Source organism: Rhodococcus sp. NPDC056506, from assembly GCF_042794945.1.
In the GTDB taxonomy this organism is placed as follows: Bacteria; Actinomycetota; Actinomycetes; order Mycobacteriales; family Mycobacteriaceae; genus Rhodococcus_F.
On sequence record NZ_JBHTSW010000029.1, the window covers coordinates 36,868 to 61,992 of the forward strand.

Annotated in this window: 25 protein-coding genes; 7 read left to right on the forward strand and 18 right to left on the reverse strand. The window is 63.7% G+C overall.

Features of this window, described 5'->3' with window-relative positions; genetic code table 11:
* Position 1 precedes the first annotated feature (1 nt).
* Positions 2 to 562, forward strand: a complete 561-nt coding sequence (locus tag ACFQ6H_RS20970; protein WP_378648312.1) for an NUDIX hydrolase — start codon at positions 2 to 4, stop codon at positions 560 to 562.
* Here ACFQ6H_RS20970 and ACFQ6H_RS20975 read toward each other — a convergent pair.
* Genes ACFQ6H_RS20975 through rfbD form a run of 4 tightly spaced genes read right to left on the reverse strand, consistent with a single transcriptional unit; the run spans position 553 to position 4,232 of the window.
* On the reverse strand, positions 553 to 1,323 hold the full coding sequence (locus ACFQ6H_RS20975) for an SGNH/GDSL hydrolase family protein (protein ID WP_378648314.1): 771 nt from the start codon (positions 1,321 to 1,323) through the stop codon (positions 553 to 555). The two genes, ACFQ6H_RS20970 and ACFQ6H_RS20975, sit on opposite strands and share 10 nt — an antisense overlap.
* Before the next feature lie 32 nt (positions 1,324 to 1,355).
* The gene (locus ACFQ6H_RS20980) at positions 1,356 to 2,438 is read right to left on the reverse strand and encodes a sugar phosphate nucleotidyltransferase (protein ID WP_378648316.1); all 1,083 of its coding nucleotides are present in this window, start codon (positions 2,436 to 2,438) and stop codon (positions 1,356 to 1,358) included.
* On the reverse strand, positions 2,435 to 3,349 hold the full coding sequence (locus ACFQ6H_RS20985) for a glycosyltransferase family 2 protein (protein ID WP_378648318.1): 915 nt from the start codon (positions 3,347 to 3,349) through the stop codon (positions 2,435 to 2,437). The genes ACFQ6H_RS20980 and ACFQ6H_RS20985 overlap by 4 nt, the downstream gene beginning before the upstream one ends.
* A 43-nt stretch (positions 3,350 to 3,392) precedes the next feature.
* Positions 3,393 to 4,232 carry a dTDP-4-dehydrorhamnose reductase gene (gene rfbD, locus ACFQ6H_RS20990; protein WP_378648320.1) on the reverse strand — a complete coding sequence of 280 codons (840 nt, stop codon included), beginning with the start codon at positions 4,230 to 4,232 and terminating at the stop codon, positions 3,393 to 3,395.
* A gap of 114 nt (positions 4,233 to 4,346) precedes the next feature.
* Between rfbD and ACFQ6H_RS20995 the strand changes: the two genes are divergently transcribed.
* Positions 4,347 to 5,831, forward strand: coding sequence for an LCP family protein (locus tag ACFQ6H_RS20995; protein ID WP_378648342.1), 1,485 nt, complete (start codon positions 4,347 to 4,349; stop codon positions 5,829 to 5,831).
* Positions 5,832 to 5,852: 21 nt separating this feature from the next.
* Positions 5,853 to 6,566, forward strand: coding sequence for a TIGR03089 family protein (locus ACFQ6H_RS21000; RefSeq protein ID WP_378648322.1), 714 nt, complete (start codon positions 5,853 to 5,855; stop codon positions 6,564 to 6,566).
* Positions 6,567 to 6,569: 3 nt separating this feature from the next.
* On the opposite strand, the gene ACFQ6H_RS21005 is transcribed toward ACFQ6H_RS21000, so the two are convergent.
* The 7 genes from ACFQ6H_RS21005 to ACFQ6H_RS21035 all read right to left on the reverse strand — a co-directional run bounded on the left by ACFQ6H_RS21005 (position 6,570) and on the right by ACFQ6H_RS21035 (position 13,987).
* Positions 6,570 to 9,020: an ABC transporter permease gene (locus ACFQ6H_RS21005; protein WP_378648324.1), complete on the reverse strand. Its 2,451-nt coding sequence runs from the start codon at positions 9,018 to 9,020 to the stop codon at positions 6,570 to 6,572.
* Complete coding sequence (locus ACFQ6H_RS21010) at positions 9,017 to 9,814, reverse strand: ABC transporter ATP-binding protein (RefSeq protein ID WP_378648326.1); 798 nt, start codon at positions 9,812 to 9,814, stop codon at positions 9,017 to 9,019. Before ACFQ6H_RS21010 ends, ACFQ6H_RS21005 begins: the two co-directional genes overlap by 4 nt.
* Positions 9,815 to 9,949: 135 nt before the next feature.
* Positions 9,950 to 10,642 (reverse strand): response regulator transcription factor, encoded by a 693-nt coding sequence (locus tag ACFQ6H_RS21015; RefSeq protein ID WP_003940960.1) that lies wholly within the window; start codon positions 10,640 to 10,642, stop codon positions 9,950 to 9,952.
* Positions 10,643 to 10,677: 35 nt separating this feature from the next.
* A complete protein-coding gene (locus ACFQ6H_RS21020) occupies positions 10,678 to 11,865 on the reverse strand; it encodes a histidine kinase (protein ID WP_378648328.1) in 1,188 nt (395 codons plus the stop codon).
* 41 nt (positions 11,866 to 11,906) lie between these two features.
* Positions 11,907 to 12,284 carry a hypothetical protein gene (locus ACFQ6H_RS21025; RefSeq protein WP_378648329.1) on the reverse strand — a complete coding sequence of 126 codons (378 nt, stop codon included), beginning with the start codon at positions 12,282 to 12,284 and terminating at the stop codon, positions 11,907 to 11,909.
* A 7-nt stretch (positions 12,285 to 12,291) separates the two neighbouring features.
* Positions 12,292 to 12,804, reverse strand: a complete 513-nt coding sequence (gene purE / locus ACFQ6H_RS21030) for a 5-(carboxyamino)imidazole ribonucleotide mutase (RefSeq protein ID WP_378648331.1) — start codon at positions 12,802 to 12,804, stop codon at positions 12,292 to 12,294.
* A complete protein-coding gene (locus ACFQ6H_RS21035) occupies positions 12,788 to 13,987 on the reverse strand; it encodes a 5-(carboxyamino)imidazole ribonucleotide synthase (RefSeq protein ID WP_378447830.1) in 1,200 nt (399 codons plus the stop codon). Before ACFQ6H_RS21035 ends, purE begins: the two co-directional genes overlap by 17 nt.
* A gap of 191 nt (positions 13,988 to 14,178) precedes the next feature.
* Between ACFQ6H_RS21035 and ACFQ6H_RS21040 the strand changes: the two genes are divergently transcribed.
* Positions 14,179 to 14,778, forward strand: a complete 600-nt coding sequence (locus ACFQ6H_RS21040; RefSeq protein ID WP_007731156.1) for a GtrA family protein — start codon at positions 14,179 to 14,181, stop codon at positions 14,776 to 14,778.
* 8 nt (positions 14,779 to 14,786) lie between these two features.
* On the opposite strand, the gene ACFQ6H_RS21045 is transcribed toward ACFQ6H_RS21040, so the two are convergent.
* From ACFQ6H_RS21045 to ACFQ6H_RS21065, 5 genes are all read right to left on the reverse strand, one after another.
* On the reverse strand, positions 14,787 to 16,109 hold the full coding sequence (locus ACFQ6H_RS21045) for a HAMP domain-containing sensor histidine kinase (protein WP_283303545.1): 1,323 nt from the start codon (positions 16,107 to 16,109) through the stop codon (positions 14,787 to 14,789).
* A gap of 26 nt (positions 16,110 to 16,135) precedes the next feature.
* Positions 16,136 to 16,816, reverse strand: a complete 681-nt coding sequence (locus ACFQ6H_RS21050) for a response regulator transcription factor (protein ID WP_003940916.1) — start codon at positions 16,814 to 16,816, stop codon at positions 16,136 to 16,138.
* Between the two features lie 37 nt (positions 16,817 to 16,853).
* Positions 16,854 to 17,420 (reverse strand): PH domain-containing protein, encoded by a 567-nt coding sequence (locus ACFQ6H_RS21055; RefSeq protein WP_378636174.1) that lies wholly within the window; start codon positions 17,418 to 17,420, stop codon positions 16,854 to 16,856.
* Between the two features lie 74 nt (positions 17,421 to 17,494).
* Positions 17,495 to 18,070, reverse strand: a complete 576-nt coding sequence (locus ACFQ6H_RS21060) for an HdeD family acid-resistance protein (RefSeq protein WP_230812521.1) — start codon at positions 18,068 to 18,070, stop codon at positions 17,495 to 17,497.
* A gap of 117 nt (positions 18,071 to 18,187) precedes the next feature.
* Entirely contained in the window at positions 18,188 to 19,042 is an 855-nt protein-coding gene (locus ACFQ6H_RS21065) for a biotin--[acetyl-CoA-carboxylase] ligase (protein ID WP_378447640.1), read from the reverse strand.
* A 115-nt stretch (positions 19,043 to 19,157) separates the two neighbouring features.
* On the opposite strand from ACFQ6H_RS21065, the gene ACFQ6H_RS21070 reads away from it, so the two are divergent.
* The 3 genes from ACFQ6H_RS21070 to ACFQ6H_RS21080 are packed head-to-tail and all read left to right on the forward strand — an operon-like array spanning position 19,158 to position 21,796.
* Positions 19,158 to 20,798: an acyl-CoA carboxylase subunit beta gene (locus ACFQ6H_RS21070; RefSeq protein WP_378544939.1), complete on the forward strand. Its 1,641-nt coding sequence runs from the start codon at positions 19,158 to 19,160 to the stop codon at positions 20,796 to 20,798.
* Positions 20,795 to 21,136: an acyl-CoA carboxylase subunit epsilon gene (locus ACFQ6H_RS21075; RefSeq protein ID WP_230812517.1), complete on the forward strand. Its 342-nt coding sequence runs from the start codon at positions 20,795 to 20,797 to the stop codon at positions 21,134 to 21,136. Before ACFQ6H_RS21070 ends, ACFQ6H_RS21075 begins: the two co-directional genes overlap by 4 nt.
* Positions 21,137 to 21,154: 18 nt before the next feature.
* Positions 21,155 to 21,796 carry a nucleoside triphosphate pyrophosphatase gene (locus tag ACFQ6H_RS21080; protein ID WP_007731146.1) on the forward strand — a complete coding sequence of 214 codons (642 nt, stop codon included), beginning with the start codon at positions 21,155 to 21,157 and terminating at the stop codon, positions 21,794 to 21,796.
* A 107-nt stretch (positions 21,797 to 21,903) separates the two neighbouring features.
* Here ACFQ6H_RS21080 and ACFQ6H_RS21085 read toward each other — a convergent pair whose 3' ends face one another.
* Positions 21,904 to 23,220: a DUF222 domain-containing protein gene (locus ACFQ6H_RS21085; RefSeq protein ID WP_378648334.1), complete on the reverse strand. Its 1,317-nt coding sequence runs from the start codon at positions 23,218 to 23,220 to the stop codon at positions 21,904 to 21,906.
* A 61-nt stretch (positions 23,221 to 23,281) separates the two neighbouring features.
* Complete coding sequence (locus tag ACFQ6H_RS21090) at positions 23,282 to 24,979, reverse strand: MFS transporter (RefSeq protein ID WP_378648336.1); 1,698 nt, start codon at positions 24,977 to 24,979, stop codon at positions 23,282 to 23,284.
* Positions 24,980 to 25,125 lie beyond the last annotated feature (146 nt).

A 25,125-nucleotide genomic window follows, 5' to 3' on the forward strand; every position in this document is an offset into this window, starting at 1 on the left:
CATGTCAGCCGAATCGCTGCACGCCTCGGCCAAGGGCGTTCTGGAGGACTGGGCGACATCCTCCGAAGCGGACGAGTCACTGCGGCACACGATGCTCGCGTTCCTCGATTCGGCTCCGGACGGATGCCTTCGTCGCCATGCACCGGGACACATCACCGCGTCGTCTCTGGTTCTCGACGAGAGTGGCTGCCACGTCCTGTTGACCCTGCATCCCAAGGTGGGCAGGTGGATTCAGCTCGGCGGTCATTGTGAGCCCGACGACGAGTCGGTGGTCGATGCGGCCTTGCGTGAAGCTCGCGAAGAGTCAGGTATCCACGACGTTCGGATAGACGCGGACCTACTCTCCGCCCACACACATCCGATCACGTGCTCGCTCGGGGTTCCGACTCGCCATCTCGATCTACGGTTTCTTGTTGTGGCACCGGACAATTCGCATATCGTCCGGAGCGCGGAGTCCACCGACCTCCGATGGTGGCCGGTGGACGCGCTGCCGCCGACTGCCGAACGCGAGACCATCGACCACCTGGTCGCGCTCGCACATCAGCGCAAGAATCAGGACTGAAACGGAGACAGTTCGGGTTGCTTGGCACTCACGCCGTCACCCGAGGACGTTCCCTTCACTCGCCGAGCTACCCACGGCACCAAGAACTCTCGCGCCCATTGACGATCCTCGCGGCGAGTTTCGGCTTTGGTGAGAACCGGCGCCGGCCCCAGATCGGGTGGGATCAATCCGTGTTCGACGCCCAGTACGTCGAGCACCCGCGTCGCCATGTTCTCGTGCCCGGCGGGCGACATGTGGAGGCGATCCCAGTCCCACATCCGTAGGTCCTGATATTCGGAGAATCGCCAGAAGTCGACGAGGGTCGCGCCGTGGCGGTCCGCCACCTCGCGAACAAGCTCGTTGTAGATCGCCAGACGTCCGCGGAGCTTGCCGAAGAAGGCGGACCATCCGGTGTCGTACGCGGTGAACATGAGAACCCGCGCGCCGGAAGCCGTGAGCTGGCCGATTGCCGAATCGTAGCGGGCGACAACCGCGTCGATGTCGAGCTTGGGACGCATCATGTCGTTTCCGCCGGCGTAGATGGTCACCAGATCGGGCTTCAACGCCAGAGCGGGTTCCACCTGCTCGTCGATGATCGGTCCGAGTAGGCGACCACGAATCGCCAGGTTGGCGTAGCGGAACTCGGGGTTGTTCATCGCCAACTGTTCGGCCACTCGGTCTGCCCACCCGCGCAGACCGTTGGGGAATCGTTCGTCGGCGTCGCCGACGCCCTCGGTGAACGAGTCACCGAGGGCAACGTAACGGCTCGGAAGAGAAGTCATACCCGCCAGTATTCCAGTAGGTCAGCTAACGATCACACATCTGTGCTGAAGCGCACGCCACCGTCCGGCAGCGTCACCCCCGGCCACACGCGTGCGCCGCGCAACAATTCGCACCGCGCACCGATGTCCGCGCCGTCACCGATGACGGCGTCGCGGACCAGCGCTCGGGGTCCGATGCGGACACCGAATCCGAGGATCGATCGCTCGACCACCGCACCGGCCTCCACTACGGCGCCGTCGAAGAGAATCGCACCGTCGAGGCGCGCACCTGCGCCGACTTCTGCGCCTCGACCGACAACCGTGCCGCCGATCAGGACGGCGCCGGGTGCGATTCCGGCTCCGGGGTGCACCAACGACTCGCCGCGCGGACCTTCGAGAGCGGGTGAGGGCGCGATACCTCGCACCAGGTCGGCGGAACCGCGGACGAAGTCCTCGGGGGTTCCCATGTCGCGCCAGTACGACGAGTCGACGTGGCCGAACACCCGCTTGCCCTCGGCCAGGAGATTCGGGAACACCTCGCGCTCGACCGACACCGGTCGTCCCTCGGGGATCTGCTCGATGATCTCGCGCTTGAAGACGTAGCAGCCGGCGTTGATCTGATCCGTCGGCGGATCCTGGGTCTTCTCCAGGAATGCCGAGACTCGTCCGTCCTCGTCGGTCGGAACACAACCGAATGCACGTGGGTCTCCCACGCGAACCAGATGCAGGGTGACGTCGGCGTCCGTCTTCTCGTGGGTCGCGAGAATGGCGTTCAGATCGGTGCCACCGAGCACGTCGCCGTTGAACACCATGACGTTGTCACCGCGCAACTTCGGCAGAACGTTGCGAATTCCGCCGCCGGTGCCCAGCGGTTCGGTCTCGAAGACGTAGTCGATCTCGAGGCCCATCTTGGAGCCGTCGCCGAAGTAGTCCTCGAATACCTCTGCCTTGAAAGACGTTCCGAGCACCACGTGCTTGATACCGGCCGCCTCGATACGGGCGAGCAGGTGTGTCAGGAACGGCAGGCCGGCGGTCGGAAGCATCGGCTTGGGTGCCGACAGCGTCAGCGGACGCAGCCGAGTGCCCTTGCCGCCTACCAGGATTACGGCGTCGGTCGGATTCGGATCGGACATCATTTTCCCCCGTGGTTCGAAACTGATGGGTTGTCGGTGGAGTTGTCAGTGCGAGCGCGCTCGCGAACAGCAGAAGCTACGGCGATCTTGGACCGCACGGCCAGGCCACCGCGCAACGCGAGTCGTAGCGGAGCCTGCCACCAGTGCGGATGGCGATCAGCCTGGAACTGGTACGCACTGCGATGATGGGCGGGCAACATCAGTTCCGGATGACGTCCTGCCGCATGGCCTTTGGCATGGGTGACGACGGCAGAGGGGACGAATACGTTGAGCCACCCGGCTTTTCCGAGGCGGTCACCGAAGTCCACGTCCTCCATGTACATGAAGTAACGAGAGTCGAAACCGGAGATGGTGTCGAAGGCGTCGCGTCGCACCAGCAGGCACGACCCGGAAAGCCATCCCACTGCACGCTCGGTGACGGCCTCGTTCTCCTGACGGTAACGAGCAGTCCACGGGTTCTTCGGCCACACGGTACCGAGCAACGCGTGCCCGACGCCCGAGGTGATGTCGGGCACCGTTCGCGCCGACGGATAGACACTGCCGTCCGGTTCGAGGACCTTCGGCCCCAGTGCACCGGCCCTTGGCCACCGATTTGCCGCAGCCACCAATTCGTCGAGTGAACCGGGTGCCCATTGGACGTCCGGGTTGGAAATCACGACGAATTCGATCGACGTATCGATCTCCGCTACAGCCCGATTTATCGCTCCCCCGTACCCGATGTTTCCGCCGGTTCGAAGCAGACGGACATGCTCGTACTTGGCATCGGCGGCCTCGGGGGCACCATCGGTCGACCCGTTGTCGGCCATGATGACCTGGGGTTTTTCTGTCGTCGCCACAGCGAGCGTGCTCAAGAAATTCTCGAGATGCTCGCCTGGCGAGTAGGTCACCGTTACCACGGCCAGCTTGGGACTCACGCCGGTCAGCCTAGCCGTCCGCGGCCACTGCCCCGAACAATGCTCACGCCAGAGCGGCGTGCAGAGCCTCTCGCCACGGACGCAGCGGTGTCATTCCCGCGGTAACCCACGCGCGCTCGGACAAGACCGAATATGCCGGGCGCGGGGCAGGGCGTACGAACTCCGCGCTGCTGCACGGGCGCACCCGAGCAGGGTCTGCGCCGATCTCCTCGAAAACAGCTCGCGCCAACTCGTACCAACTTGCCTGCCCACCATTGGTCACGTGGAATGTCGACGAACCCGTGAAGTCCCGCAGCGCGAGTTCGACGATCCCGCCCGCCAGGTCGAAGCTGTAAGTAGGTGACCCGACCTGATCGTCCACGACGTTCACGAATTCACGTTCGGCTTCGAGCCTTCGCATCGTGGCGACAAAATCCGAGCCGACACCGGAATACACCCACGCGGTACGGACAACCGCCACGTCTGCCCCGGACTCCCGGACAGCTACCTCGCCGGCCAGTTTCGTTCGTCCGTATACCGTCGCCGGACCGGTCGCTGCGTCGACGTCGTACGGTGTGCTCGCGTCGCCGGGAAACACGTAGTCGGTCGAGACGTGGATCAATCGCGAACCCACCCGCGCACAGGCTTGCGCGAGATTCCGCGGTCCGATCTCGTTGACGGCCTTCGCTGCCTCCTGGTCGGTCTCGGCGGCGTCGACGGCCGTGTACGCGGCGCAGTTGATCAGCACCGAACCGGGCGAGACGAATTCGTCGACGGCATGGCTGTCGGTGATGTCCAGCTCGTCGGATCCGACGGCCGTGACGGGAAGACCCGCCGAGGTAGCGAGGGTTTCGACACGGGTCCCGAGCTGCCCTCGGGCGCCGGTGAGCAGGATATTCGTCACACGGTTCAGTCTGGCACGCCGCGTCGAGGTACCCGCGGCCGAGCATCGGACCAGTAACCTGAAGGGGTGTCCCACCAGCAACCGCAGCGCCGCGCGCGTCCACGACCTGCGCCGATTCGGACCAAGACGAGCCCGGCTCGCATAGCGGTCGCGGTGCTCTCCGTGCTCGTACTGCTGGTCACCGGGTTCGCATGGCGGGGTGTGGACTCGTTGAGGAACAGCCTTGCCACTGCCAGCGGCCTCGGCCTCGGTGGCGGCAAGGACGGCGCCATCGACATCCTGATGGTGGGAACCGACAGTCGCACCGACGCACACGGCAACCCGCTCTCACAAATCGAACTCGACTCGTTGCGCGCTGGCGAGGAAGTTGCGTCCAACACCGACACCATCATCTTGATCCGCGTCCCCAACGACGGAAGTTCCGCGACCGCGATCTCGATTCCCCGCGATGCGTACGTCAACGTCCCCGGTATCGGTATGTCGAAGATCAACGCCGCGTTCGGTGCCACCAAGGAAACCGAGCGACTGAAGTTAGTCAACAACGGGTCGTCCGACAGCGACGCCGACAAGAAGTCGACGGAAGCCGGCCGGACCGCGCTCATCGGAGCCGTGGCGAATCTGACCGGAATCACCGTCGATCACTACGCCGAAGTCGGTCTGCTCGGATTCGTCCTGCTGACCAACGCAGTGGGCGGAGTCGACGTCTGCCTCAACGCGCCGGTCGACGAACCGATGTCCGGAGCCAACTTCGCAGCCGGGAAACAGACACTCGACGGTGCCGACGCGCTGAGCTTCGTCCGTCAACGACACGACCTCCCCCGCGGCGACCTCGACCGGATCGTGCGCCAGCAGGTGTTCATGGCGTCCCTCGTCAGCAAGGTGCTCAGCGCGAAAACCCTCAGTGACCCCGGCAAGCTCAGTCAGTTGACCTCTGCCGTTCAGCGTTCCGTCGTGATCGACGACGACTGGGACATCATCGAATTCGCCAAGCAGTTGCAGAATCTGGCCGGCGGCAAGGTGCAGTTCGAGACGATTCCCGTCCTCGACATCAACGGCATGACGGACTACGGCGAGTCCATCGTCAAGGTCGACCCCAAGGCCGTCAAGAAGTACATCGCCGGATTGGTCGGCGCCGACAGCGAGGACTCGGACGAGACCTCCGAGGCACCGACCACGGTGAATGCGTCCTCGATCACGGTCGACGTCGCAAACGCCAGTGACATCGCAGGATTGGCCAGTGGGGTCTCCGAGGCCTTGAGCGCCCTCGGGTACAAGCAGGGTCAGGTCGGCAACAACACCGGAGCGGACGTCACCGAGTCCACGGTGTTCGCAAAGTCTGCGGACGACGACGCTGCACTCGCAGTCGCCGAGGCACTCGGCGGCCTGACGGTCAAGGCCGATTCGTCACTGTCCTCCGGCAAGGTTCGTGTTGTCATCGCCGAGGACTACAGCGGACCGCAGTCCGCGGACGCGGTGTCCCCGTCCGGCGGGGTGTCAACCACCACTGAATCGGCGAGCACCACCGAGACCAGCCCCACCCCGGCCCCTCCCGGTCCCCCGATCGACGCAGCCTCCAACGGCCCGCGCTGCGTTAACTGAACCGCTGCGTAAGCTGATCGGGTGCCTTCGCCTGTAGACAACCTGACCGATGCCCTTCTCGGACCGATCTTGACTGCCGACCCGGCCGGGCCTCGCGTGACCTACTACGACGACGCCACCGGCGAGCGCATCGAATTGTCTGCGAGCACGCTGGCCAACTGGGCGGCAAAGACAGCGAACATGGTTCGAGACGAGTTCGCTCTCGAGCCCGGCGGCAAGGTTGCCGTGCTGCTTCCCGCGCACTGGCAGAGCGTCGCTGTGCTGTTGGGTGTGTGGTGGGCAGGCGGCGAGGTGGTCCTCTCCCCCGACGCTGATGCCGAACTCGCTTTTGTCACTGCCGACCGCCTGGAAGATGTTGCGGACGTACCCGAAGTCGCCGCGCTCTCGCTCGACGCGTTCGGCAAGGGCCTGAGCGATCTTCCGCTCGGTGTTGCCGACTACGCGACCTCCATTCGAGTACACGGCGACCAATTCCGTAGCGCCGGAGCCGGTTCGGCACTGGAAGGCCGGTCTGTCGCGGACACGATCGATGCGGCCCGGGAATCGGCGAAGAACTCCGCACTGGCATCGACAGATCGTGTCCTCTCGAGCCGCACGTGGGAGACGGCCGACGAGATGATCGACGGACTTCTGGCAGTTCTCGCTGCAGGCGCCTCACTCGTGCAGGTGGCCCACCCGGACGCGGAAGCTACCGCGCGCCGAGTGGGCACCGAAAAGGTCACGAAGCAGTTCTGAGTGTCAGCTCGCGAGAGCTGTCACCGGCGAGGCCAATCCCGCCCGCCGAGCGGGGAGCAGTGACGCGATCACCCCGCAGATTCCGCCGATCAACACGATGGCCACCAACTGCACCCACGGGACTGCGCTGAGGGCGACGTCCTCGATCCCGAACACCGAAGCGGTACCGGCTACACCGAACACCATCCCGAACAGCACTCCGATCACCGATGCAACTCCTGCCACCAGCAGTGCTTCCCAGATCAACATGGCTCGAATTCCCTTCTTGGTCAGTCCGAGTGCGCGAAGCAGTCCGGATTCGCGGCGCCGTTCGAGAACGGACAGCGCCATGGTGTTTCCGACGCCGATCAAGGCGATCAACACCGCTACCGACAGCAACCCGGCAACCACCATGAGCATGGTGTCGAGGATCGAATCGAGGGCCGAACGCATTTCGGTCATTCCCTGAACATCGCTCCCCGGAGCTTCCTGGCGTGCGAGTTCGGTGATGCGGTCGGTGGTGGCCAAAGCCTGTTCGTCAGTGTCCGTGCCCAACCTGACCCAGTACGAATCGGTGGTGGGCGCGGAGGCCGCTGCACCGAGATCCCCTCGATCCAGCAGTGCTGGTTGACCTTTCACCCCTTCGATCACGCTGACGTTCACGGCGCCGCGATCCCCGCGCACCGTTGCCGTATCGCCCGCCGAGAGGTTGTATCCGCTCAGATCGGCCGGAGAGAGCACCAGTTGACCGGCAGCAGGTACCGAGATCTCGGTACGCAGAACATCTTTCACCTGGGCAGCGTCGACACCGAATCCGGCCAACGAGCCGCGCCCGTCGATCGTCAGCTCGGCTTTCTCCAGACCGCTCACTGCGCCGACCCCGTTGACGGCGGCGATGTCGGTCCCCAAACCGGCCGGAAGGGGCGCCGAACCGGAACTGCTCACCATCACGTCGACGGGGAATTGGCTGTCCATCGCCGCGGGTGCAGCTTCCTTGACCGTCGCGATTCCCACGACGAGCGTGCTCGTCAATGCGACTCCGATCAGCAGCGCCGTGGCAGTTGCCGAGGTCCGGCGTGGATTCCGGCCGGCGTTGCCTGCTGCCAGGCTTCCCACCGGACCGATCACCCTCGCCAACACTCCGCCGGCTGCATTGATCAGTGCAGGCACGATTCGACCGGACAGGGCTGCAATCCCCAGGAACGAGAACAGTCCACCGGCGGTTGCCGCCAGCACCTGCTGATTCGTCACGCCCAAGACGGTCATCGCGATGCCCGCGAGCAGGATCACTATGCCGAGAACCCGTCGGACCACCGATACCTGAACGCTCTCGGGCTTGGACTCCATCGGCTGCAGTGCTGCCAACGGGGAGAGCCTCGTTGCCGCCCGACCGGGCGCAGATGCAGCGAGCAACGTCATCACGATGCCGACCGCAAGGCCGACCACCACGGTCAACGGAGTGACGCTGAGTGACGAAAGTGGAACCGGCACATCCGCAGCCGTGGCCACGCGACCGATCGCCCAGGCGAGTCCGATACCGAGCCCGACGCCGATCACCGAGGCGATCACGCCGACCGCCGCGGCTTCGCTGCGAATGCTCCGGCGAACCTGCTTGGCCGTGGCGCCGACGCACCGGAGCAACGCGAGTTCCTGAGTGCGCGCCGCGAGGAGCACGGCAAACGTATTGGCGATCACCAGCGCGGCAACAACAACGGCGATAGCGCCGAAGGCGAGCAGTACCGTGCTGAGGATCTTGGTGCCGCCCATGTACTTCGCTGCCGCGTTGTCGGTAGCTTCTTCGCCGGTCAGCACCGTGGTGTCCGCAGGCAACGCGCTCTCAACCGAATCCACCAACTGCTGCTGCGAGCGAGAGCCGTCACCGGCTACGCGGAATTCACGTGCGGCGCTGTCTCCGGCCCACGCGCTCACTTGCTCGGCAGTGGTGAACACTTTCATCCCGCCCAGGCGCTGCGCCGAACCGGAGAGATCGACCAGTCCGACAACCTGCGCAGTGGGTGCTGCGGCACCGACCGTCGAATCCCGTGCCGTGACAGTGATTCGGGCACCCACCGGTATACCGGAGTCCGCACTCACCATCGCCTGACCGAGACCGACAGGGAGCGAACCCTCCGACAGCTTCTCCCAACGCAATTCGGGGTTGTCGGCGATCGAGAGCGCATCCCCGTAGGACGCACCCTTCGCCTCGGAATCGACACGAACGTACGTCGACACGTCCTCGGCCACCGCCGAGACACCCGGCACTGCGCTCAGGAGGGCTTCCGTCACGCCTGGACCGGAGGCGACAACGTCCGTGGTTTCGTATTGCGACGCAAGTGATTTACTCACACTCGCGTCAACCGTCGAGCTCAATGTCAAAGTCGCGACGATGTATCCGACCGCGATCACCACGGCAAGTATCGACGCCACATAGCGCCCGGCATGCGCCCGCGCCTGGGCAAACGCCAGACCCTTCATCGCAGTGCGCCCGAAGCTGCGGGAACATCGGCCAGGTCGTCGGCACCGAGGGCTCGCATGGCACCGATCACCGAGTCGACAGTGGGAGCGTCGATCTCGCCGGCAATGCGCCCGTCTGCGATCAACACGACGCGGTCCGCGTACGACGCCGCCACCGGATCGTGCGTCACCATGACGACGGTCTGACCGGTCTCCCGGACACTGGTGCGCAAGAGCCCCAGAACCTCTGTCCCGGAACGAGAATCCAGGTTGCCAGTGGGCTCGTCGGCAAAGATCACGTCGGGCTGCGGCAGTAGTGCGCGGGCGACGGCTACGCGTTGCTGCTGACCGCCCGACAATTCGTGCGGAAGGTGATCGAGACGCTGCGACAGGCCCAGCTTGCCGATCACCTCGTCCATCCACTCGGGCGAGGGCTCACTGCTCGCCAACTTCATCGGCAGCAGCATGTTTTCCCGAGCAGTGAGCACCGGTAGCAGGTTGAACGCCTGGAAGACGAACCCGATTCGCTCGCGCCGCAGTTCGGTGAGTTCGGTGTCGCCGAGTTTCGTGACCTCGGTGTCGCCCAGGAAAACCTGCCCACCCGAGACCGTGTCGAGTCCGGCAAGGCAGTGCATGAGCGTCGACTTTCCGGAGCCGGACGGGCCCATGATCGCGGTAAAGCGCTCGCGCCCGAAGTCCACGTCGACTCCGCCGAGCGCGTGCACCGTGGTTTCACCGGTGCCGTACACCTTGGTGACGCCGCGGGCAGTGATCGCCGGCACTTCGGCTGGTTCCGTCGTGGTGTGCGCATGCATTCTTTTGCCCTCCGTAAAGCTTCTCGCTATGACGGAATCGACGTTATTGCAGCGCAAGTGGTCTCCGCGTCGGAGCGCGGGGCGATCTTGGAAAGCCCGGAGTCATCCCGAGGTAGGACTGAAAAGAGCTGCTCGTCAGCCCTCGGTACCGAGGAGATCCGCGCGCCGGACAAGTCCGATCTGGAAAGCGAAGACGACCGCCTGCACACGATCGCGTGAATGGGTCTTCGAAAGAACCCGTCCGACATGGGTTTTCACTGTCGTCTCGGAGACGTGGAATTTCGCGGCGATTTCCGAATTGGACAGCCCGTACGCCATGGCCTCGAGCACCTCGACCTCGCGCGGTGTCAACTCTTCGGGCAACTGCGCTTCGGGCGCCGAGCCTTCCAGGAGCGGTCCGACGTGCTGAAGCAGTCGCCGAGTGGCCCGGGCTTCGATCACCGCGTCCCCGCGGTGCACGGTGCGGATGGCGTCGAGCAACTGCTCCGGTGGCACGTCCTTGAGCAGGAAACCACTGGCGCCCGCCCTGATGGCCGACATCACGTACTCGTCGTTGTCGAAGGTGGTGAGCACCACGACCTTCGGCGCATCGGGGTCGGCCAGGAGCCGACGAGTCGCCTCGATGCCGTCCATCTTCGGCATCTGGACATCCATCAGGACAACGTCTACATGACGGGCGGCCAACTCGGTCAACGCCTGCTGACCGTCCGAAGCCTCGACAACCACCGACAGATCCGGCTGTGAGTCGATGACCATTCGAAAACCTGCGCGGACCAGCTGCTGATCGTCGATCAGTGCCACTGCGATCGGAGCCACGTGTTCGTCCATGCCACTCACCTTAAGACCTTCGGACGTTTCAAGACCTACCCAGACGTTCGTTCGTACGGCAGGACGGCCCGGACGCTGTATCCGCCGCCCGATTTCGGTCCGGCGGTTACTTTGCCTCCGTGCAGTTTGGCTCGCTCGGCCATCCCGATCAGTCCCTGTCCGCCTGGTGACGATTCGACCAGCGCGGCGCTGCCGCCTCGTCCGTCGTCGGCGATACCGAGAACGAGTTCGGTTTCAGCCCACGTCATCTCGACGCTCGCCTGTGCTCCAGGCCCCGCATGTTTGAGAACGTTCGTCAGCGATTCCTGAACGATGCGGTACGCCGTCAACCCCGCGCCGGCGGAGAGTTCACGCGGTTCCCCGCTGACCCTGACGGTGATATCGAGTCCGCTGCTGCGCAACTCGTGGAAGAGACTGTCGATGTCGCCGGCGCCCGGGATCACCGAGAAATCGCGTGGTGTGTCCTCACGCAGGACGGACAGAAGCGATCGCATGTCGGTCAACGCCTGGCGCCCGGTCGAGGCGATGGTTTCGAGTGCCTGAATTGCAGCCTGAGGATCTTTGGCCGCACTGTAGCGTCCGCCGTCGGCTTGGGCGATGACAACCGTCAACGAGTGGGCGACGATGTCGTGCATCTCGCGCGCAATCCTCGACCGTTCGCTGATCGTCGCAATTTCCGCTTCCTGCGCACGCTCGAGTTCGAGAAGCCGAGCACGCTCGGTCAGACCTTCCAACTGTTTGGTGCGCACTCGGCGCAGATCGCCGAACGCCCAGACAGCAAGCATGAAGATCATGACGGCCACGGACTGCATGACCTGCGAAGACACGGTGATTCGGTCGTAGCTGAAGTATCGAACACTCCCGGCGATCGACCCGAGCAATGCCAGCACCAGGCCTGTGAGGGAACTCCACCGTGCGCCGTAGGCAGCAAGTGCATACAGAGAGATGGGAACTACGACGGCGGACGCGAGCAGCGTATTGCCGATGACGATCACGTGCAGAACCGCGAACGCCGCGATGACCATCCCCGAGAGTTCCGGCCGTGAGCGTCGCCATGCCAGCGGAACGGTCATGCCCAGCGAGATGAACACCGCAAGCGGACTCGCCTCGACCGCAACGACAACGCTGAAGAGTGCGGCAACCGTCGCAATGCAGATGTCCACACCGCGAGCATGATCCGCGCTCCAACGGACGAAGCGCTCACTAGTCGGAAAACGAGCCATGCCGCCAACAGTAGCTTTTACTCAGCTTCGGCAACTTCAACTCAGGCGCGGTAACCGCCGTCTTCGAGTCCGGCCTCGATTTCGAATCGGTTCCGCGGCCCCCTGTGACGCAGTTCCTCACGCAGGTACAACAACCCGAATGCGATTCCGTACCTGGCCCATTGGTCTGCGTGAACGGCCTCGTGCCGAAGGACGGATCGAGTCGTGTTCCGTCGGGTGAGATATACACCACCGAGAGTTGTTCCGCCTCTGGCGAACCCGCGGCGCAGTCCGGAGGCGACAAAGATTCCGGACTCGTCGTCGAAGCGGATGTCCGCGCCGAGAATCCTGGCGTACAGCAGGGCGACGCGGGTGACGAACGCGGACTGCGCGCTGCCCCGACTCGCTCGGATCAGCGGCAGCCCGCGTCGTGCACACACGAGAAGATCAGCCCAGCAGTTTTTCGCGGAGCGCCTTGTCCTTGTCGAGCACCATGGACTCGAGGCTCTCCTGGAACGCCACCATCCGCTGCTGCAGTGCGGGATCCGAAGCACCGAGAATCCGAGCAGCCAGCAGACCGGCGTTGCGAGCGCCACCGATCGACACTGTCGCCACCGGGACGCCGGCCGGCATCTGGACGATCGAAAGCAGCGAATCCATACCGTCGAGGTACTTGAGCGGCACCGGAACACCGATGACGGGCAACGGCGTAGCCGATGCAACCATGCCCGGAAGATGCGCGGCGCCGCCGGCACCGGCGATGATGACCTTGATTCCGCGGCCGGCAGCTTCCTTGGCGTAGTCGAGCATCCGCTGAGGCGTGCGGTGCGCCGAGACCACACCGACCTCGAAGCGGATACCGAACTCCGCAAGAGCTTCGGCTGCAGCTTCCATGATCGGCCAATCCGAATCGCTGCCCATGATCAGGCCGACCTGCGCGCTCTCACTCACCGTGTACATCCCATCCGTCGGTCCAAACTGCGTACGAAAGCCAATGTGCTGCGCGCTCGGCGCGTTCCCGAACTGCGGCAACGTAATTCGGATCGTCGATGGATCCGGCGCCGCCCACGATGTTGACGTGCCCGATCTTGCGATCCTTGCGCTCACCCTTGCCGTACAGGTGGATCTTCGCGTCAGGCATCCGCGCGAACAGGTGATGGACGCGCTCGTCCATCGTCATCTCGGGAGCTTCCGGCGCACCGAGAACGTTGGCCATCACGGTGACCGGCGCGATCGGCGACGTATCGCCGAGCGGGTAGTCGAGAACCGCGCGCAGGTGCTGCTCGAACTGAGAGGTGCGGGCGCCGTCCATCGTCCAGTGGCCGGAGTTGTGCGGGCGCATCGCCAACTCGTTGACCACGAGAGTGCCGTCGGTCGTCTCGAACAGTTCGACGGCCATCGAGCCGACCACACCGAGCTCCGACGCGATGCGCAGCGCCAACTGTTCGGCTTCCTCGGCAACGGCACTCGAAAGCTCGGGGGCAGGTGCGATCACGACGGCGCACTGGCCGTTGCGCTGAACCGTTTCCACGACCGGCCACGTAGCGCCCTGTCCGAACGGCGACCGCGCCACCATGGCGGACAGCTCCCGACGCATCGAGACCATTTCCTCGACGATCAGCGGTACACCCTTGTTGAGCTGCTCGGTGACGATGGCTTCTGCTTCGTCCTGATCGTCGGTGATCCAGACGCCGCGGCCGTCGTAGCCTCCGCGTGTTGCCTTGATGACGAGCGGCCAACCGTGTTCGGAGCCGAAACGCACGACGTCTTCCGCCCACGTCACTTCGGCGTACGCGGGTACGGGTGCGCCCAGTTCGGCAAGTTTGCGACGCATGAGCAGTTTGTCCTGAGCGAAGATCAGAGCCTGCGGCGGCGGCTGAACGTTCACGCCTTCGGCAACAAGAACCTCGAGGTGCTCAGTCGGCACGTGCTCGTGGTCGAACGTGAGTGCATTGGAACCGACCGCTGCACGGCGGAGAGCATCGAGGTCGGTGTGGCTGCCCAGTACGACGTCGGGGCTGACCTGAGCTGCCGGTTCGTCCGCGGTCCCGGAGAGCACTCGGAGCGTCTGGCCCAGGGCCACCGCCGCCTGGTGCGTCATCCTGGCCAACTGTCCGCCACCGATCATGGTGACGACGGGCATGGATGCTTTTGCCGGTCGAGGGGTGGTCGGGCGGGCGGGGATCTGCGCGGGATCGTTGTTGCCGGTCACGGCTCTCTATGTTGTCATGTGCCGCGTTCGCCCGTTCATTCAGCGTTCCCAATCTGTGATTCTGCTGATGATTCCGCGGCAAATTGGTGGTAACGCGGTTTCGTTTCGTAAACTCATCTGTTGTGCCATTTGTCGACGGGGTCATTGCCCGCATACCCCAACCGTTTCGTGACATCGCTCTGCGTCACAGCGAGCTGATCAAATTCGCGATCGTCGGCGGCACGACCTTCCTGATCGACTCCGGCATCTTCTACACACTCAAGCTGTCGATCCTCGAATCCAAGCCGATCACGGCCAAGATCATCGCCGGCGTCGTCGCGGTCATCGCGTCGTACATTCTCAACCGCGAGTGGTCGTTCAAGAACCGCGGCGGCCGTGAACCAGCGCACGAAGCTGCGCTGTTCTTCATCATCAGCGCCATCGGTGTGGTCATCAGCTTCATCCCGCTGTACATCTCCAGCTACGTCTTCAACCTGCGCGTACCCGAAGTGAGCTTGGCGACGGAGAACATTGCCGACTTCATCAGTGCGTACGTCATCGGCAACCTGCTGCAGATGGCGTTCCGATTCTGGGCCTTCCGCAAGTTCGTGTTTCCCGACGAGAATCCGGAACCGCTCGAACTGTCGGACACCACAGGATTGTCCGAAACCACAGCGCTATCGGAAACCACCGCGCCTGACCCGGTAATTCCGGATGCCGAAGAGGAACTCGGACACTCCTGAGTTTTCGGTCAACGCGGTTCGCGGTGCGGAACGACGTCCGCGGGCGGAGCAGTGTTGGCCACCGGCAGGAAGACCGCGAACAAGGCAGGCTTACGCCGCTGCAGTTCCAATCGCCCCCCGTCGGCTTCGATCAGAGCGCGTGCGAGCGCCAACCCGACGCCGGTGGACCCGGCGCCCGAGAATCCTCTGTCGAAGATATGGGGCGCAAGATCGTTTTCCACGCCGGCGCCTTCGTCGGTGACCTCGACGCACACCATCGAGTCACGACGAGACGAACTGCGCCCTGCACCGTCGATCAATCGGACAGACACCGTGCATGTGCCTTCACCGTGTTCGAACGAGTTGTCGACCAGAACGGAAACAGCTTCACGCAGACGCGAACCGGTGGTCGCGGCCATCACCGTGCGGTCGCCTCGTAGGCGGAGCCTGCGCCCCTCTCCGTCGAACTGAGCCTGCCAGTCGCGGGTCACCTGTTCCAGCTCGCCGACTACCGAGACCAAACTCGCCGATGACCCGCTGGTACGCGACGAGCGAATCAGATCGTCGATTCCGTCGGTGAGCCTGTCGACTTGAGCCATGGCTTCCTCTGCCTCGTTCACAACGTCAGGATCTTCGTGAACGGACAACTCGTCCAGGCGCAGCCGCACCGCGGTCAGTCGACTGCGCAGTTGATGCGAGACGTCCGCGACCAGCGCGCGCTCTCGTTGCAGCCGCACGGAGATCTCCACGGTTGCCGCGTCGAGGACGTCGGAAACGCGGTCGAGTTCGGGGATGTCGTGCCGACGAGGATCTGGACGGAAGTCACCTTCGGCGAGGCGCGCCGCCCTGTCTGCTACATCCTGCAGCGGATCGGCAAGCCGACGCGCGGTGACCACGGCGACCACGGTGCCTGCCGTGATGGACAGAAGCACGAGTACGCCGACCGCCATCACCGCCTGCTTCTGCTGGGTGCGCAGGTTCTCCGACGGCACCTCGAGGCGCAACGAGCCGGAGGTGCCCATCGCGAGCGATTCGACGAGTGCGTTCTTGACCGTCGCCTCGCCGACGTCGACACGCGCGGCGCCGTCGACGGCAGTCGGATACACGACAACCAGGCGCCCGTCGTTGGGAGTGAGGACTTTGAGCGAATCGGTGTTCAACGCACCTTCGACGAGTCCGTTGGTCCCCTCTTGCGCAATGACCTCAGCGGCCATCCGGTCGAGTCGCACCCGGAGATCACTCCGCGTGACGTCCTCCACCCAGAGCCACGCCGTGTAGATCAGCGGAACCCCCAGCAGCAACGCCGTCATGATCACGACAGCGAGAATCGACTGCAATATGCGACGCCGCATGCCGGCAGTTCCTGATTCTCGAGAAGCTAATCGGTGTTGATTCGGAAACCGACACCGCGGACGGTGGCGATTCTGCGTTCCACGGCCGGGCCTTCGTCACCGATCTTTCGGCGCAGCCACGACATGTGCATGTCGAGTGTCTTCGATCCACGTAGCTCGACGTCGCCCCACACCTCGCGAAGGATCGTATCGCGCGAGACTACTTCCCCGGCATGCTCGAGGAGGACTCGCAGAAGTTCGTATTCCTTGTTGGCCAAGGCGATTTCGGAGCCGTTGACGAGTACGCGACGCGCCGCCGGCTCGAGCCTGATGCCACCGACCTCTACGATCGTGTCCTCGCGGCCACCGTGGCGACGCAAGAGTGCTCGCACACGTGCCATCAACTCGGCGAGACGAAACGGCTTACTGACGTAGTCGTCAGCGCCAGCGTCCAGGCCGACCACGAAGTCGACTTCGTCGGTTCTGGCGGTCAGCATCAGCACGGCGAGCGAGGTGCGATGCGCACGAATCTGTCGACACACTTCGAGGCCGTCCATACCGGGAAGGCCGAGATCGAGAATCAGCAGATCGAAATCACCTTCGAGCGCCTGCTGCAACGCAGCGGGTCCGGTCGGTTCGACCGTCACCGAATACCCTTCACGCCCCAATGCGCGGGAGAGGGGTGCAGCAATGGCCTCGTCGTCTTCGGCTAGCAATACGGCAGTCACACGAACAGACTACGGACAACACGCCTTTGCACGTTGATTACCAGCCATTTCGATCGTTCGGGTCGTCGCTTTCACCTGGCGGCCGCTGTGGTGGAGGCGGTGGTGGCTGCTGCGTGGAATCGAAAACCTGGTGATACAGCAGGGCGTGAACGTGCTCGACATCCGGAATGTCGTCGAATTCGAGCGGATCGTCACTGGCAGAAGCGATGACCAGAGTTCCGGTCTTGAGCATTCGATCGACCAGGCCGTGGCGGAACTGAACATTGCTGATCCGCCCCATGGGAATGTCGATACCGGTGTGCGTGAGCACTCCGTGGCGGATGAGTACACGTCGATCGGTGACGATGAAATGCGTGAACTTCCAGACCGTGAACGGCGCAATCGATCTCCACGCCACGACGGCGAGCCAGACGATTCCGACGGCGATGGACGACACGGCCCGAGCCGTGCCGTCCAATCTCGTCTGAGCGAGGCCCAACAAGAACCCGGCGACGGCCGTGGCAAGCACGAACGTCAGCGCCGGAAGCACCAACATCTTCCAATGAGGATGGCGATGCAGTATCAGTTCCTCGTCCTGAGCGAGGGCGTCTTCGGGATATCCCATGACCGGAAGTCTGCCATCCCGCACCGACTTTCAGGCACACCGACTTTCAGGCACACCGACTTTCGGGCTGATGCTCAGGGCTGCGCGATCTTTCGCAGCACCAGCGGGGTCACGACGATGATGATGCCGTAGAGCACCATCCACACACCGACCACGATGCGGAAGACGTCGAGCGAAAGTTCCGGCTGCAACAGGACGATTGCACCGGCAACGATGCTGATGACTCCGAGCACAATCGACAGGCCGCGATCGACCGTGTGGCCGGATGCTGCATCGACCAGGTCGAGCACGCCTCGGAACACCCACCACGCGCCGATCACCAATGCGATCAGGACCACGGTCTGCAACGGGCTTCGGAGAACGAGGAATCCGAGGAGCACTGCCAACGCTCCGGAGATCGCGACCAACGTCCGGGTTCCACCCGTAGCCGTCACGTCTGCGAACGAACGGATGATCTGGACGAGTCCGAATCCGAACAGCTGAATCGCGATGACGACCGCCACCACGAACAGGGTGGCATCCGGCCACGCGAGTACCGCGATACCCAGGCCCAATGTGAGGACACCGAGCAGCACCGTCACGCCGGTGAGTACGCGGCGGGCGCTCTCGGCCGTCTCGGCTTCGGTCGGAACAACGATCGGTGTGGTCATGACGCCCCTAGGCAGCTAAGTAAATCCCGCAGTCGAGTGAAATGAAGGACGGACGGTTGGTTCGAAACAGGTCCGGGCCAAAAATTAGCACTTTGGTGCCAGAAAATCCGGCAAGGCTCACGATTCGGTTACCGGGGCGGCCCGAAGGTGTGTGATGTCACCCGCTGCGACCGCAAAGGTCTCTCCTTCTGCTCCCTCGATTTCGATGACGACGCGGCCGGAAGTGTCGACGTCGGTCGCGATACCGAACACCTCCTTGTCGCCCGGCAAAACCGCGCGGACTCGTTTACCCAGCGTCCCGCAGCGCTGCCGGTACTCGGCAGCCAACACAGATGTATCCCATTTCGATGATTCCCAAGCACGGAATTGAGTCGCCAACTCGCGGGCGATTGCTCGAACGAGGGTGTCACGGTCGACTGTCGATGCTTCTTCGATCAGGAGCGATGTGGCGGTCGGGACGGGCAGTTCCTCGACACCCAAGCTCACGTTCAGTCCGATGCCCACCACTACCGCGGGATCGGGCGCCGTCCTGGCCACCTCGGCGAGAATTCCGGCCACCTTCTTGTCACCGATGAGAACGTCGTTCGGCCACTTGAGTTCTGCGGGCACTTCCGCCACGTTGCGCAGTGCGTCGACGACCGCGATTCCCGACAGCAGCGGGAGCCAGCCCATGTCTGCGAGATTCATTCCGGGCATCGACAACAGAACCGACATCGAGATCTGCGCTTGCGGCGGACTCACCCAAGTGCGCGAATGCCGGCCGCGCGCACTCGCCTGATATTCGGCGATCAGAACATGACGGTCGGCATCCGGATCTGCCGCTCGCGCAAGGAGATCCGCGTTCGTCGAACCGGTCTCCGCGACCACGTCGAGGCGGTTCCAGAAAACGCGCGCGTCGTCGTTGTCGCTGCGCACGAGTGCGCGGCGTAGGGCATTGCCGTCGAGGGGCGGTCGGTTCAAGTCGGTCCACATAGCCCCAGCCTATGACGACGGCGAGAATGTACTGGTCAGTAGCTTGAGCCCGCGAAACCGCGACAATCGGACCTGCCTTCGAAGCCCCCCACACACTCTCGTTAAGCTCACGTCCATGACCACTGTCCAAGAGCCGAACGCGCCGGAGGCGGCGGCCGCACCCGATATCCACACGACCGCGGGAAAGCTCGCGGACCTGCGGAATCGCCAAGCCCAGGCGCAGGCACCGAGCGGCGAAGCCGCTATCGACAAGGTGCACGCCAAAGGCAAGCTGACCGCCCGCGAGCGCATCACCGCCCTCCTCGACGAGGGCTCCTTCGTCGAACTCGACGCACTGGCACGGCACCGAAGTGTGAACTTCGGTCTCGCTGACAACCGCCCGGTCGGCGACGGCGTCGTCACCGGTTACGGCACCATCGACGGCCGCGACGTCTGTGTCTTCTCACAGGACGCCACCGTCTTCGGCGGATCGCTCGGCGAAATCTACGGTGAGAAGATCGTCAAGGTCATGGACCTCGCGATCCGCACCGGTCGCCCCCTCGTCGGCATCAACGAAGGTGCAGGCGCGCGCATCCAGGAAGGCGTCGTCTCTCTCGGCCTCTACGGCGAGATCTTCCACCGCAACGTCCAGGCCTCGGGTGTCATCCCCCAGATCTCACTGATCATGGGGCCCGCCGCCGGCGGCCACGTCTACTCCCCCGCGCTGACCGACTTCGTCGTCATGGTCGACGAGACCTCCCAGATGTTCGTCACCGGCCCCGACGTCATCAAGACGGTCACCGGTGAAGACGTCACGATGGAAGACCTCGGCGGTGCTCGCACCCACATGGTCAAGTCCGGTGTCGCCCACTACGTCGCTTCCGGCGAGCAGGACGCACTCGACTACGTCAAGGACCTGCTCAGCTACCTGCCGTCCAACAACCAGGCAGCAGCTCCCCGCGGCGAGATCACCGACCCCATCGTCGGTTCGATCGAAGAAAGCCTGACCGCCGAGGACATCGAACTCGACACACTCATCCCGGATTCGGCCAACCAGCCGTACGACATGCACGAGGTCATCCGTCGCATCCTCGACGACGACGAGTTCCTCGAGGTCCAGGCCGAGCGCGCGATGAACATCATCGTCGGTTTCGGTCGCGTCGACGGACGCTCGGTCGGCATCGTCGCCAACCAGCCCACCCAGTTCGCCGGCTGCCTCGACATCGACGCGTCCGAGAAGGCCGCTCGCTTCGTGCGCACCTGCGACGCGTTCAACGTCCCGATCATCACCCTCGTCGACGTTCCCGGCTTCCTCCCCGGAACCGAGCAGGAATACAACGGCATCATCCGCCGCGGCGCGAAGCTCCTCTACGCGTACGGCGAAGCAACGGTCGGCAAGATCACGGTCATCACCCGCAAGGCGTACGGCGGAGCGTACGACGTCATGGGCTCCAAGCACATGGGCGCCGACGTCAACCTGGCATGGCCCACCGCTCAGATCGCCGTCATGGGTGCATCCGGAGCAGTCGGATTCGTCTACCGCAAGCAGCTTCTCGAAGCCGCCAAGAACGGCGAAGATGTCGATGCATTGCGCCTCAAGCTGCAGAACGAGTACGAGGACACACTCGTCAACCCGTACGTCGCCGCTGAGCGCGGATACGTCGACGCAGTCATTCCCCCGTCGCACACCCGCGGACAAATCGTTTCCGCATTGCGACTGCTCGAGCGCAAGGCCGTTTCCCTTCCGCCCAAGAAGCATGGGAACATTCCCCTATGACCGCAACCACCGAGGACATTCTCAGCGAAGATGTCGCACTGGCGGAGACTGCACCGACCAACGGTGCAGTCGTCGAGGGAAGCGCGACGGACGTCTCGCTCACCGAGCTGACCGAGACGTCGACCTCCGACGCGTCGGTCATCAAGATCGTCAAGGGTTCGCCCACCGACGTCGAGATCGCGGCACTGGTCAGCGTGCTCGCTGCAGCTGCCGGCAGCGGTCAGGCTCCCGAGTCCAATGTTCCCGCGGAGACCTGGGGCGATCCGACTCAGTTCCACCGCACGCGTGCGCCGTTCTCGCCGTACGCGTACCTGAACCCCGCGATCCGTCGCAGCTGACAATCAGTATCTGCTGACGTGACTCAACTGGTTCTAGCTTCCGCGTCCCCGGCACGCCTCGCAGTTCTGCGGGCGGCCGGGGTTTCGCCGCTTGTCCGTGTCTCCGGTGTCGACGAGGACAAGATTGCCGACAACCTCGGCCCCGACGCCGCTCCCGAAAAAGTCGTGACGGTGTTGGCCGAAGCCAAGGCCGCCGAAATCGTCCCCGGCCTCGCCGCCGACAATCTCACCGACGTAGTCGTTGTCGGGTGCGATTCGATGCTCCTGATCGACGGGCAGCTTCAAGGTAAGCCGGGCAGCGTCGATATCGCCCGAAAGCGATGGGCTGCAATGGCCGGTCGCAGCGCCACCCTCCTGACCGGGCACTGTGTCCTGCGCGTGGCCGACGGCCGCATCGTTCGCATGGCCTCGGATCACAGCGCAACGGTCGTTCATTTTGCGCAACCTTCCACCGAGGATCTCGAGGCATACCTGGCAACGGGCGAGCCGCTCCAAGTTGCCGGAGCATTCACCCTCGACAGTCTCGGCGGCTGGTTCGTGGAGAGGATCGAGGGCGATCCCTCGAGTGTCATCGGTATCGGATTACCTTTGGTGCGAACGCTTCTCGAGCGCGTGGGAGTTTCCGTCTCGGATCTCTGGCGCACGCAGAGCATCTTCTGACGCGTTTTCTCCAAGCCCGTTTTCCCAAGCACCACTGACCAGCCCCGCATCGGGTCCATGCCGATGCGAAGCTGGTCTTTTTGTTGTCTCCGTATAGGTTTGCGTCTTCAGGTTTTGAAGGTGGTGTTCGCCGGCCGCGGGTGCCGCTGCGGGTCGATCGAGGGCGGCGGGATGAACCACGGTTTGTTGTCGACGCCGATTCGGATTTCCCATTTTCCGACGAACCCCGTTTTGCGGTGCATCAAGCGGTGGTGCGAGCGGCAGAGTAGGACAAGGTTGTTCATCACTGTCGGACCACCGTTCGCCCAGTGCCGGATGTGGTGTGCGTCGGTCCAGGCCGGTACGCATGTGCAGCCGGGGAAGGCGCAGCCCTTGTCTCGGGCGATCAGCGCGACGCGCTGTTCGGCGTTGACCAATCGTTTTCCGGGTTTCGCATCCAACGGCGCGCCGTGAGCGTCGAGCAACACCGTCGAGAGGAAACAGTCGCACCCCAACAACCGCGTCTGCGACACCGACAGAGGCCCGAGCCATGGCATGTGCCCGACATCGAGATCTGACAGGTCCAGATCGGGCGAGCCTTCGTCGTCCACATCAGAAGGTGCAGCGGCGCAGTCCCGATGCTCGGCAAGATCCCGCGCATTGATGTGCACGTTCACATGCGGACGCTGACCACCATCGGTACCGGTCTTGGCGCAGTCGAGGTAGCGGCGGATCAGTTCGGTGAACCCGTCCGCGGTCCGCTTCGCCGCCGACCGGGCATCGGGAGTTCCGTCGGGTGCTGGGGTGGGCATCGTCAGATTCGACAACGCCGACAGCAACATTTCGCCGGTGAGGGCGTCGAAATCACCGCGCACCATCACCCGACCGTTGAGTGTCGATGCGATACGGAGCTCGTTGCGGTCGACATCTTCGGCAGGTGGAATCTCATCGGATTCGAACAGCCGCTCCAAGGTCGCGATGACGTGCCGCACCTTCGTTGTCGTCGCCTCCACACCCGACGCAGCTGCGAGCAACAAGTCGATGCAGCGAGGGAGTGCTTCCTCCGACATCCCCTTCGGCGGGGATTCGCAGAACGCCACGATCAACACTGCGTGATCGAACGAGCAATCCCCACAATCGAATCTCGCTGCTACCGCGGGAAACGGCCGCAAAGCGGCGCCCAGGGCGGCGATCTTCTTCCCGTCCCGAACCTGCAGCATCGTGTTCGCCGCCAACCACGCACCCACCCCGCGAGAGGCGATCACCTGATCATCCGGGCGCATCGACAGTTCGTCCACCACCGCAACCCGAACGGCTTCCAGGCGCAGAATCTCCGCACTCGCCGACACCGCGGCCTCACGCAACTCCGCGGCAGACAACCGCCACAGGCGTCCGCGCAACCCCACCGCAGAACCCGACACCACATCCGACGACCAGACGCTCATTGAATCCCCCGATCCCCTACACACAGGGTACTCGAACACCCGTTCGAGTCAAGGGCAATTCTCAGACTGGCGAATTGACCCGAGGTAGGGCAGTCGACGCCAATCCGATGCCGAGCGCAATTGCTGCGATGATCGCGAGTACACGGCGCTGAGCTTCGAGAAACGCTTCGCCGGCAGCGGCCCGAGTGGATGCGTACGCGGCATCAACTGCTACCTGAACGGATTGACCCCCGGCACCAGCGGAGCCGTCGCGGCGACATTGCGGCGCCACCTCCATCGGTGTTCCCGATGCCAATTGACTTGTCGCACAATCGACAAAGGCCTTTTCTGCGATGTCGACGAGACCAGGGGCCATGCCGGCCGCTTCGAGGTGTGCAACGTATTCAGGCCGCTCCCCCTGCACCGCTTGCGGAGCCTGCCCTGCCACGAGCGAGAAGAACACCACGCCGATCAATGCCAGTCCGATGGAGCTACCGACCTGCTGAACGGTCGGGAGAAGCCCGGACACCGAACCTGCGTGCGCCGGCTCGACCGTCGCGAGGATCGCGGTTTGCAGAGGTGCCACGAACAGTCCCAGCCCAGCGCCTCCCAGAAGCAGTGGCCCGGCCAGCGCCAGCCAGCGTGGATCAGTTCCCTCGTGTTCGAGGATGACCGACAATGCGATCAGCGAGCCGGCAAAAACCACCATCCCCAGAATCAGGACACGGTTTCCGAGCATCCGGTACACCGCCGATGAGAGAACTGCCGCCACACCCATGCCGACGGCCCACGGCAGCGTCATCACTCCCGCTCTCAGCGCGGAGAATCCGAATCCGAACTGGAGCGTCAGGCTGATGGTGAAGATCAGCGAAGTCAAGGTCCCGAAGAACACGAAGGCAAGAATCGCACCGATGGCAAAGGCTCGGTCGCGGAAAAGCTCGAGACGAAGGACGGGATCGCCGCCTCGTTTCCCCAGACGCGATTCGTAGAGCACAAAGGCCAGTGCCACCGGCACCGACATCGCGAGCATTACGACCAGCCCTGCCGGCCATCCGCGCGCCCTTCCCTCGGCCAGGGGAAGGATCAGCAGGAACAGCGCCAGTGATGACAGTGCGGCGCCGATGAGGTCCAGTGAGCGCACATGCTCGGCGCGAGCATCGACGAGATGGAAGAACCCGAGGATCAAGGCGGCGATACCGATGGGGACGTTGACGAAAAAGATCAGGCGCCAACCCCAGTCGAAGAGATTCCATTCGATGAGCAGCCCGCCGACCACGGGTCCACTGACCGTTGCCAGCCCTATCGTCGCTCCGTAGATCCCGAACACCCGCGGATGCCTCGCCTTCGGGAACAGACCCGAGATGATGGCAAACGTCTGCGCCGACATCGAACCGGCCGCCAGCCCTTGCAGGCCGCGGAAGACGATCAACATCGTCGCGCTCTGAGCAAGCCCGCACAGCAACGAGGCTGCGACGAATACGGACAGGGCGGTCAGAAACACAACCCTGCGACCGAACAGGTCCCCCAGCCGGGCCGCGGTGATCAAGGAACACGCGAAGGCCAGGATGTACACACTGACCATGAGCAACTGCGCTGAGACGCCGGCTTGAAGATCGACGGCGATGCTCGGTAGCGCGACATTGACGATGGTTGCGTCGAGCAACTGCATGAACGCCGCCGCCAGACTCGTGGCCAAACCGAGCCAGGGCGTCAGAGAAGTTGATCGCCGTCCGCCCTTGTGGTCGGCGCCGACAGCGTCACCTAAAGGGTCCGGAAGCACCGAATGATCCTAATCGACACGACCCTTCTAGAACCTGTTCTTGTTTAGATTGTAGTATTTCGGACAATTCAGTCCCGCAGATGGGATAGTTCGTCGTCTGCCCATTTTCAGAGCAGGCTTCTCGACGACACACGCAGGAGTTCTAC

Bases quoted from the DNA above. Each gene is read 5' to 3' on its own strand.
- ACFQ6H_RS21005 (WP_378648324.1), bottom strand. From the start codon at position 9,020: ATGAAGGGTCTGGCGTTTGCCCAGGCGCGGGCGCATGCCGGGCGCTAT.
- ACFQ6H_RS20980 (WP_378648316.1), bottom strand. From the start codon at position 2,438: ATGATGTCCGATCCGAATCCGACCGACGCCGTAATCCTGGTAGGCGGC.
- purE (WP_378648331.1), bottom strand. From the start codon at position 12,804: ATGTACACGGTGAGTGAGAGCGCGCAGGTCGGCCTGATCATGGGCAGC.
- ACFQ6H_RS21060 (WP_230812521.1), bottom strand. From the start codon at position 18,070: ATGACCACACCGATCGTTGTTCCGACCGAAGCCGAGACGGCCGAGAGC.
- ACFQ6H_RS21035 (WP_378447830.1), bottom strand. From the start codon at position 13,987: ATGCCCGTCGTCACCATGATCGGTGGCGGACAGTTGGCCAGGATGACG.
- ACFQ6H_RS21070 (WP_378544939.1), top strand. From the start codon at position 19,158: ATGACCACTGTCCAAGAGCCGAACGCGCCGGAGGCGGCGGCCGCACCC.
- ACFQ6H_RS20970 (WP_378648312.1), top strand. From the start codon at position 2: ATGTCAGCCGAATCGCTGCACGCCTCGGCCAAGGGCGTTCTGGAGGAC.
- ACFQ6H_RS21020 (WP_378648328.1), bottom strand. From the start codon at position 11,865: ATGGCTCGTTTTCCGACTAGTGAGCGCTTCGTCCGTTGGAGCGCGGAT.
- ACFQ6H_RS21075 (WP_230812517.1), top strand. From the start codon at position 20,795: ATGACCGCAACCACCGAGGACATTCTCAGCGAAGATGTCGCACTGGCG.
- ACFQ6H_RS20975 (WP_378648314.1), bottom strand. From the start codon at position 1,323: ATGACTTCTCTTCCGAGCCGTTACGTTGCCCTCGGTGACTCGTTCACC.
- ACFQ6H_RS21010 (WP_378648326.1), bottom strand. From the start codon at position 9,814: ATGCATGCGCACACCACGACGGAACCAGCCGAAGTGCCGGCGATCACT.
- ACFQ6H_RS21015 (WP_003940960.1), bottom strand. From the start codon at position 10,642: ATGGACGAACACGTGGCTCCGATCGCAGTGGCACTGATCGACGATCAG.
- ACFQ6H_RS21065 (WP_378447640.1), bottom strand. From the start codon at position 19,042: ATGTGGACCGACTTGAACCGACCGCCCCTCGACGGCAATGCCCTACGC.
- ACFQ6H_RS21055 (WP_378636174.1), bottom strand. From the start codon at position 17,420: ATGGGATATCCCGAAGACGCCCTCGCTCAGGACGAGGAACTGATACTG.
- ACFQ6H_RS21045 (WP_283303545.1), bottom strand. From the start codon at position 16,109: ATGCGGCGTCGCATATTGCAGTCGATTCTCGCTGTCGTGATCATGACG.
- ACFQ6H_RS21085 (WP_378648334.1), bottom strand. From the start codon at position 23,220: ATGAGCGTCTGGTCGTCGGATGTGGTGTCGGGTTCTGCGGTGGGGTTG.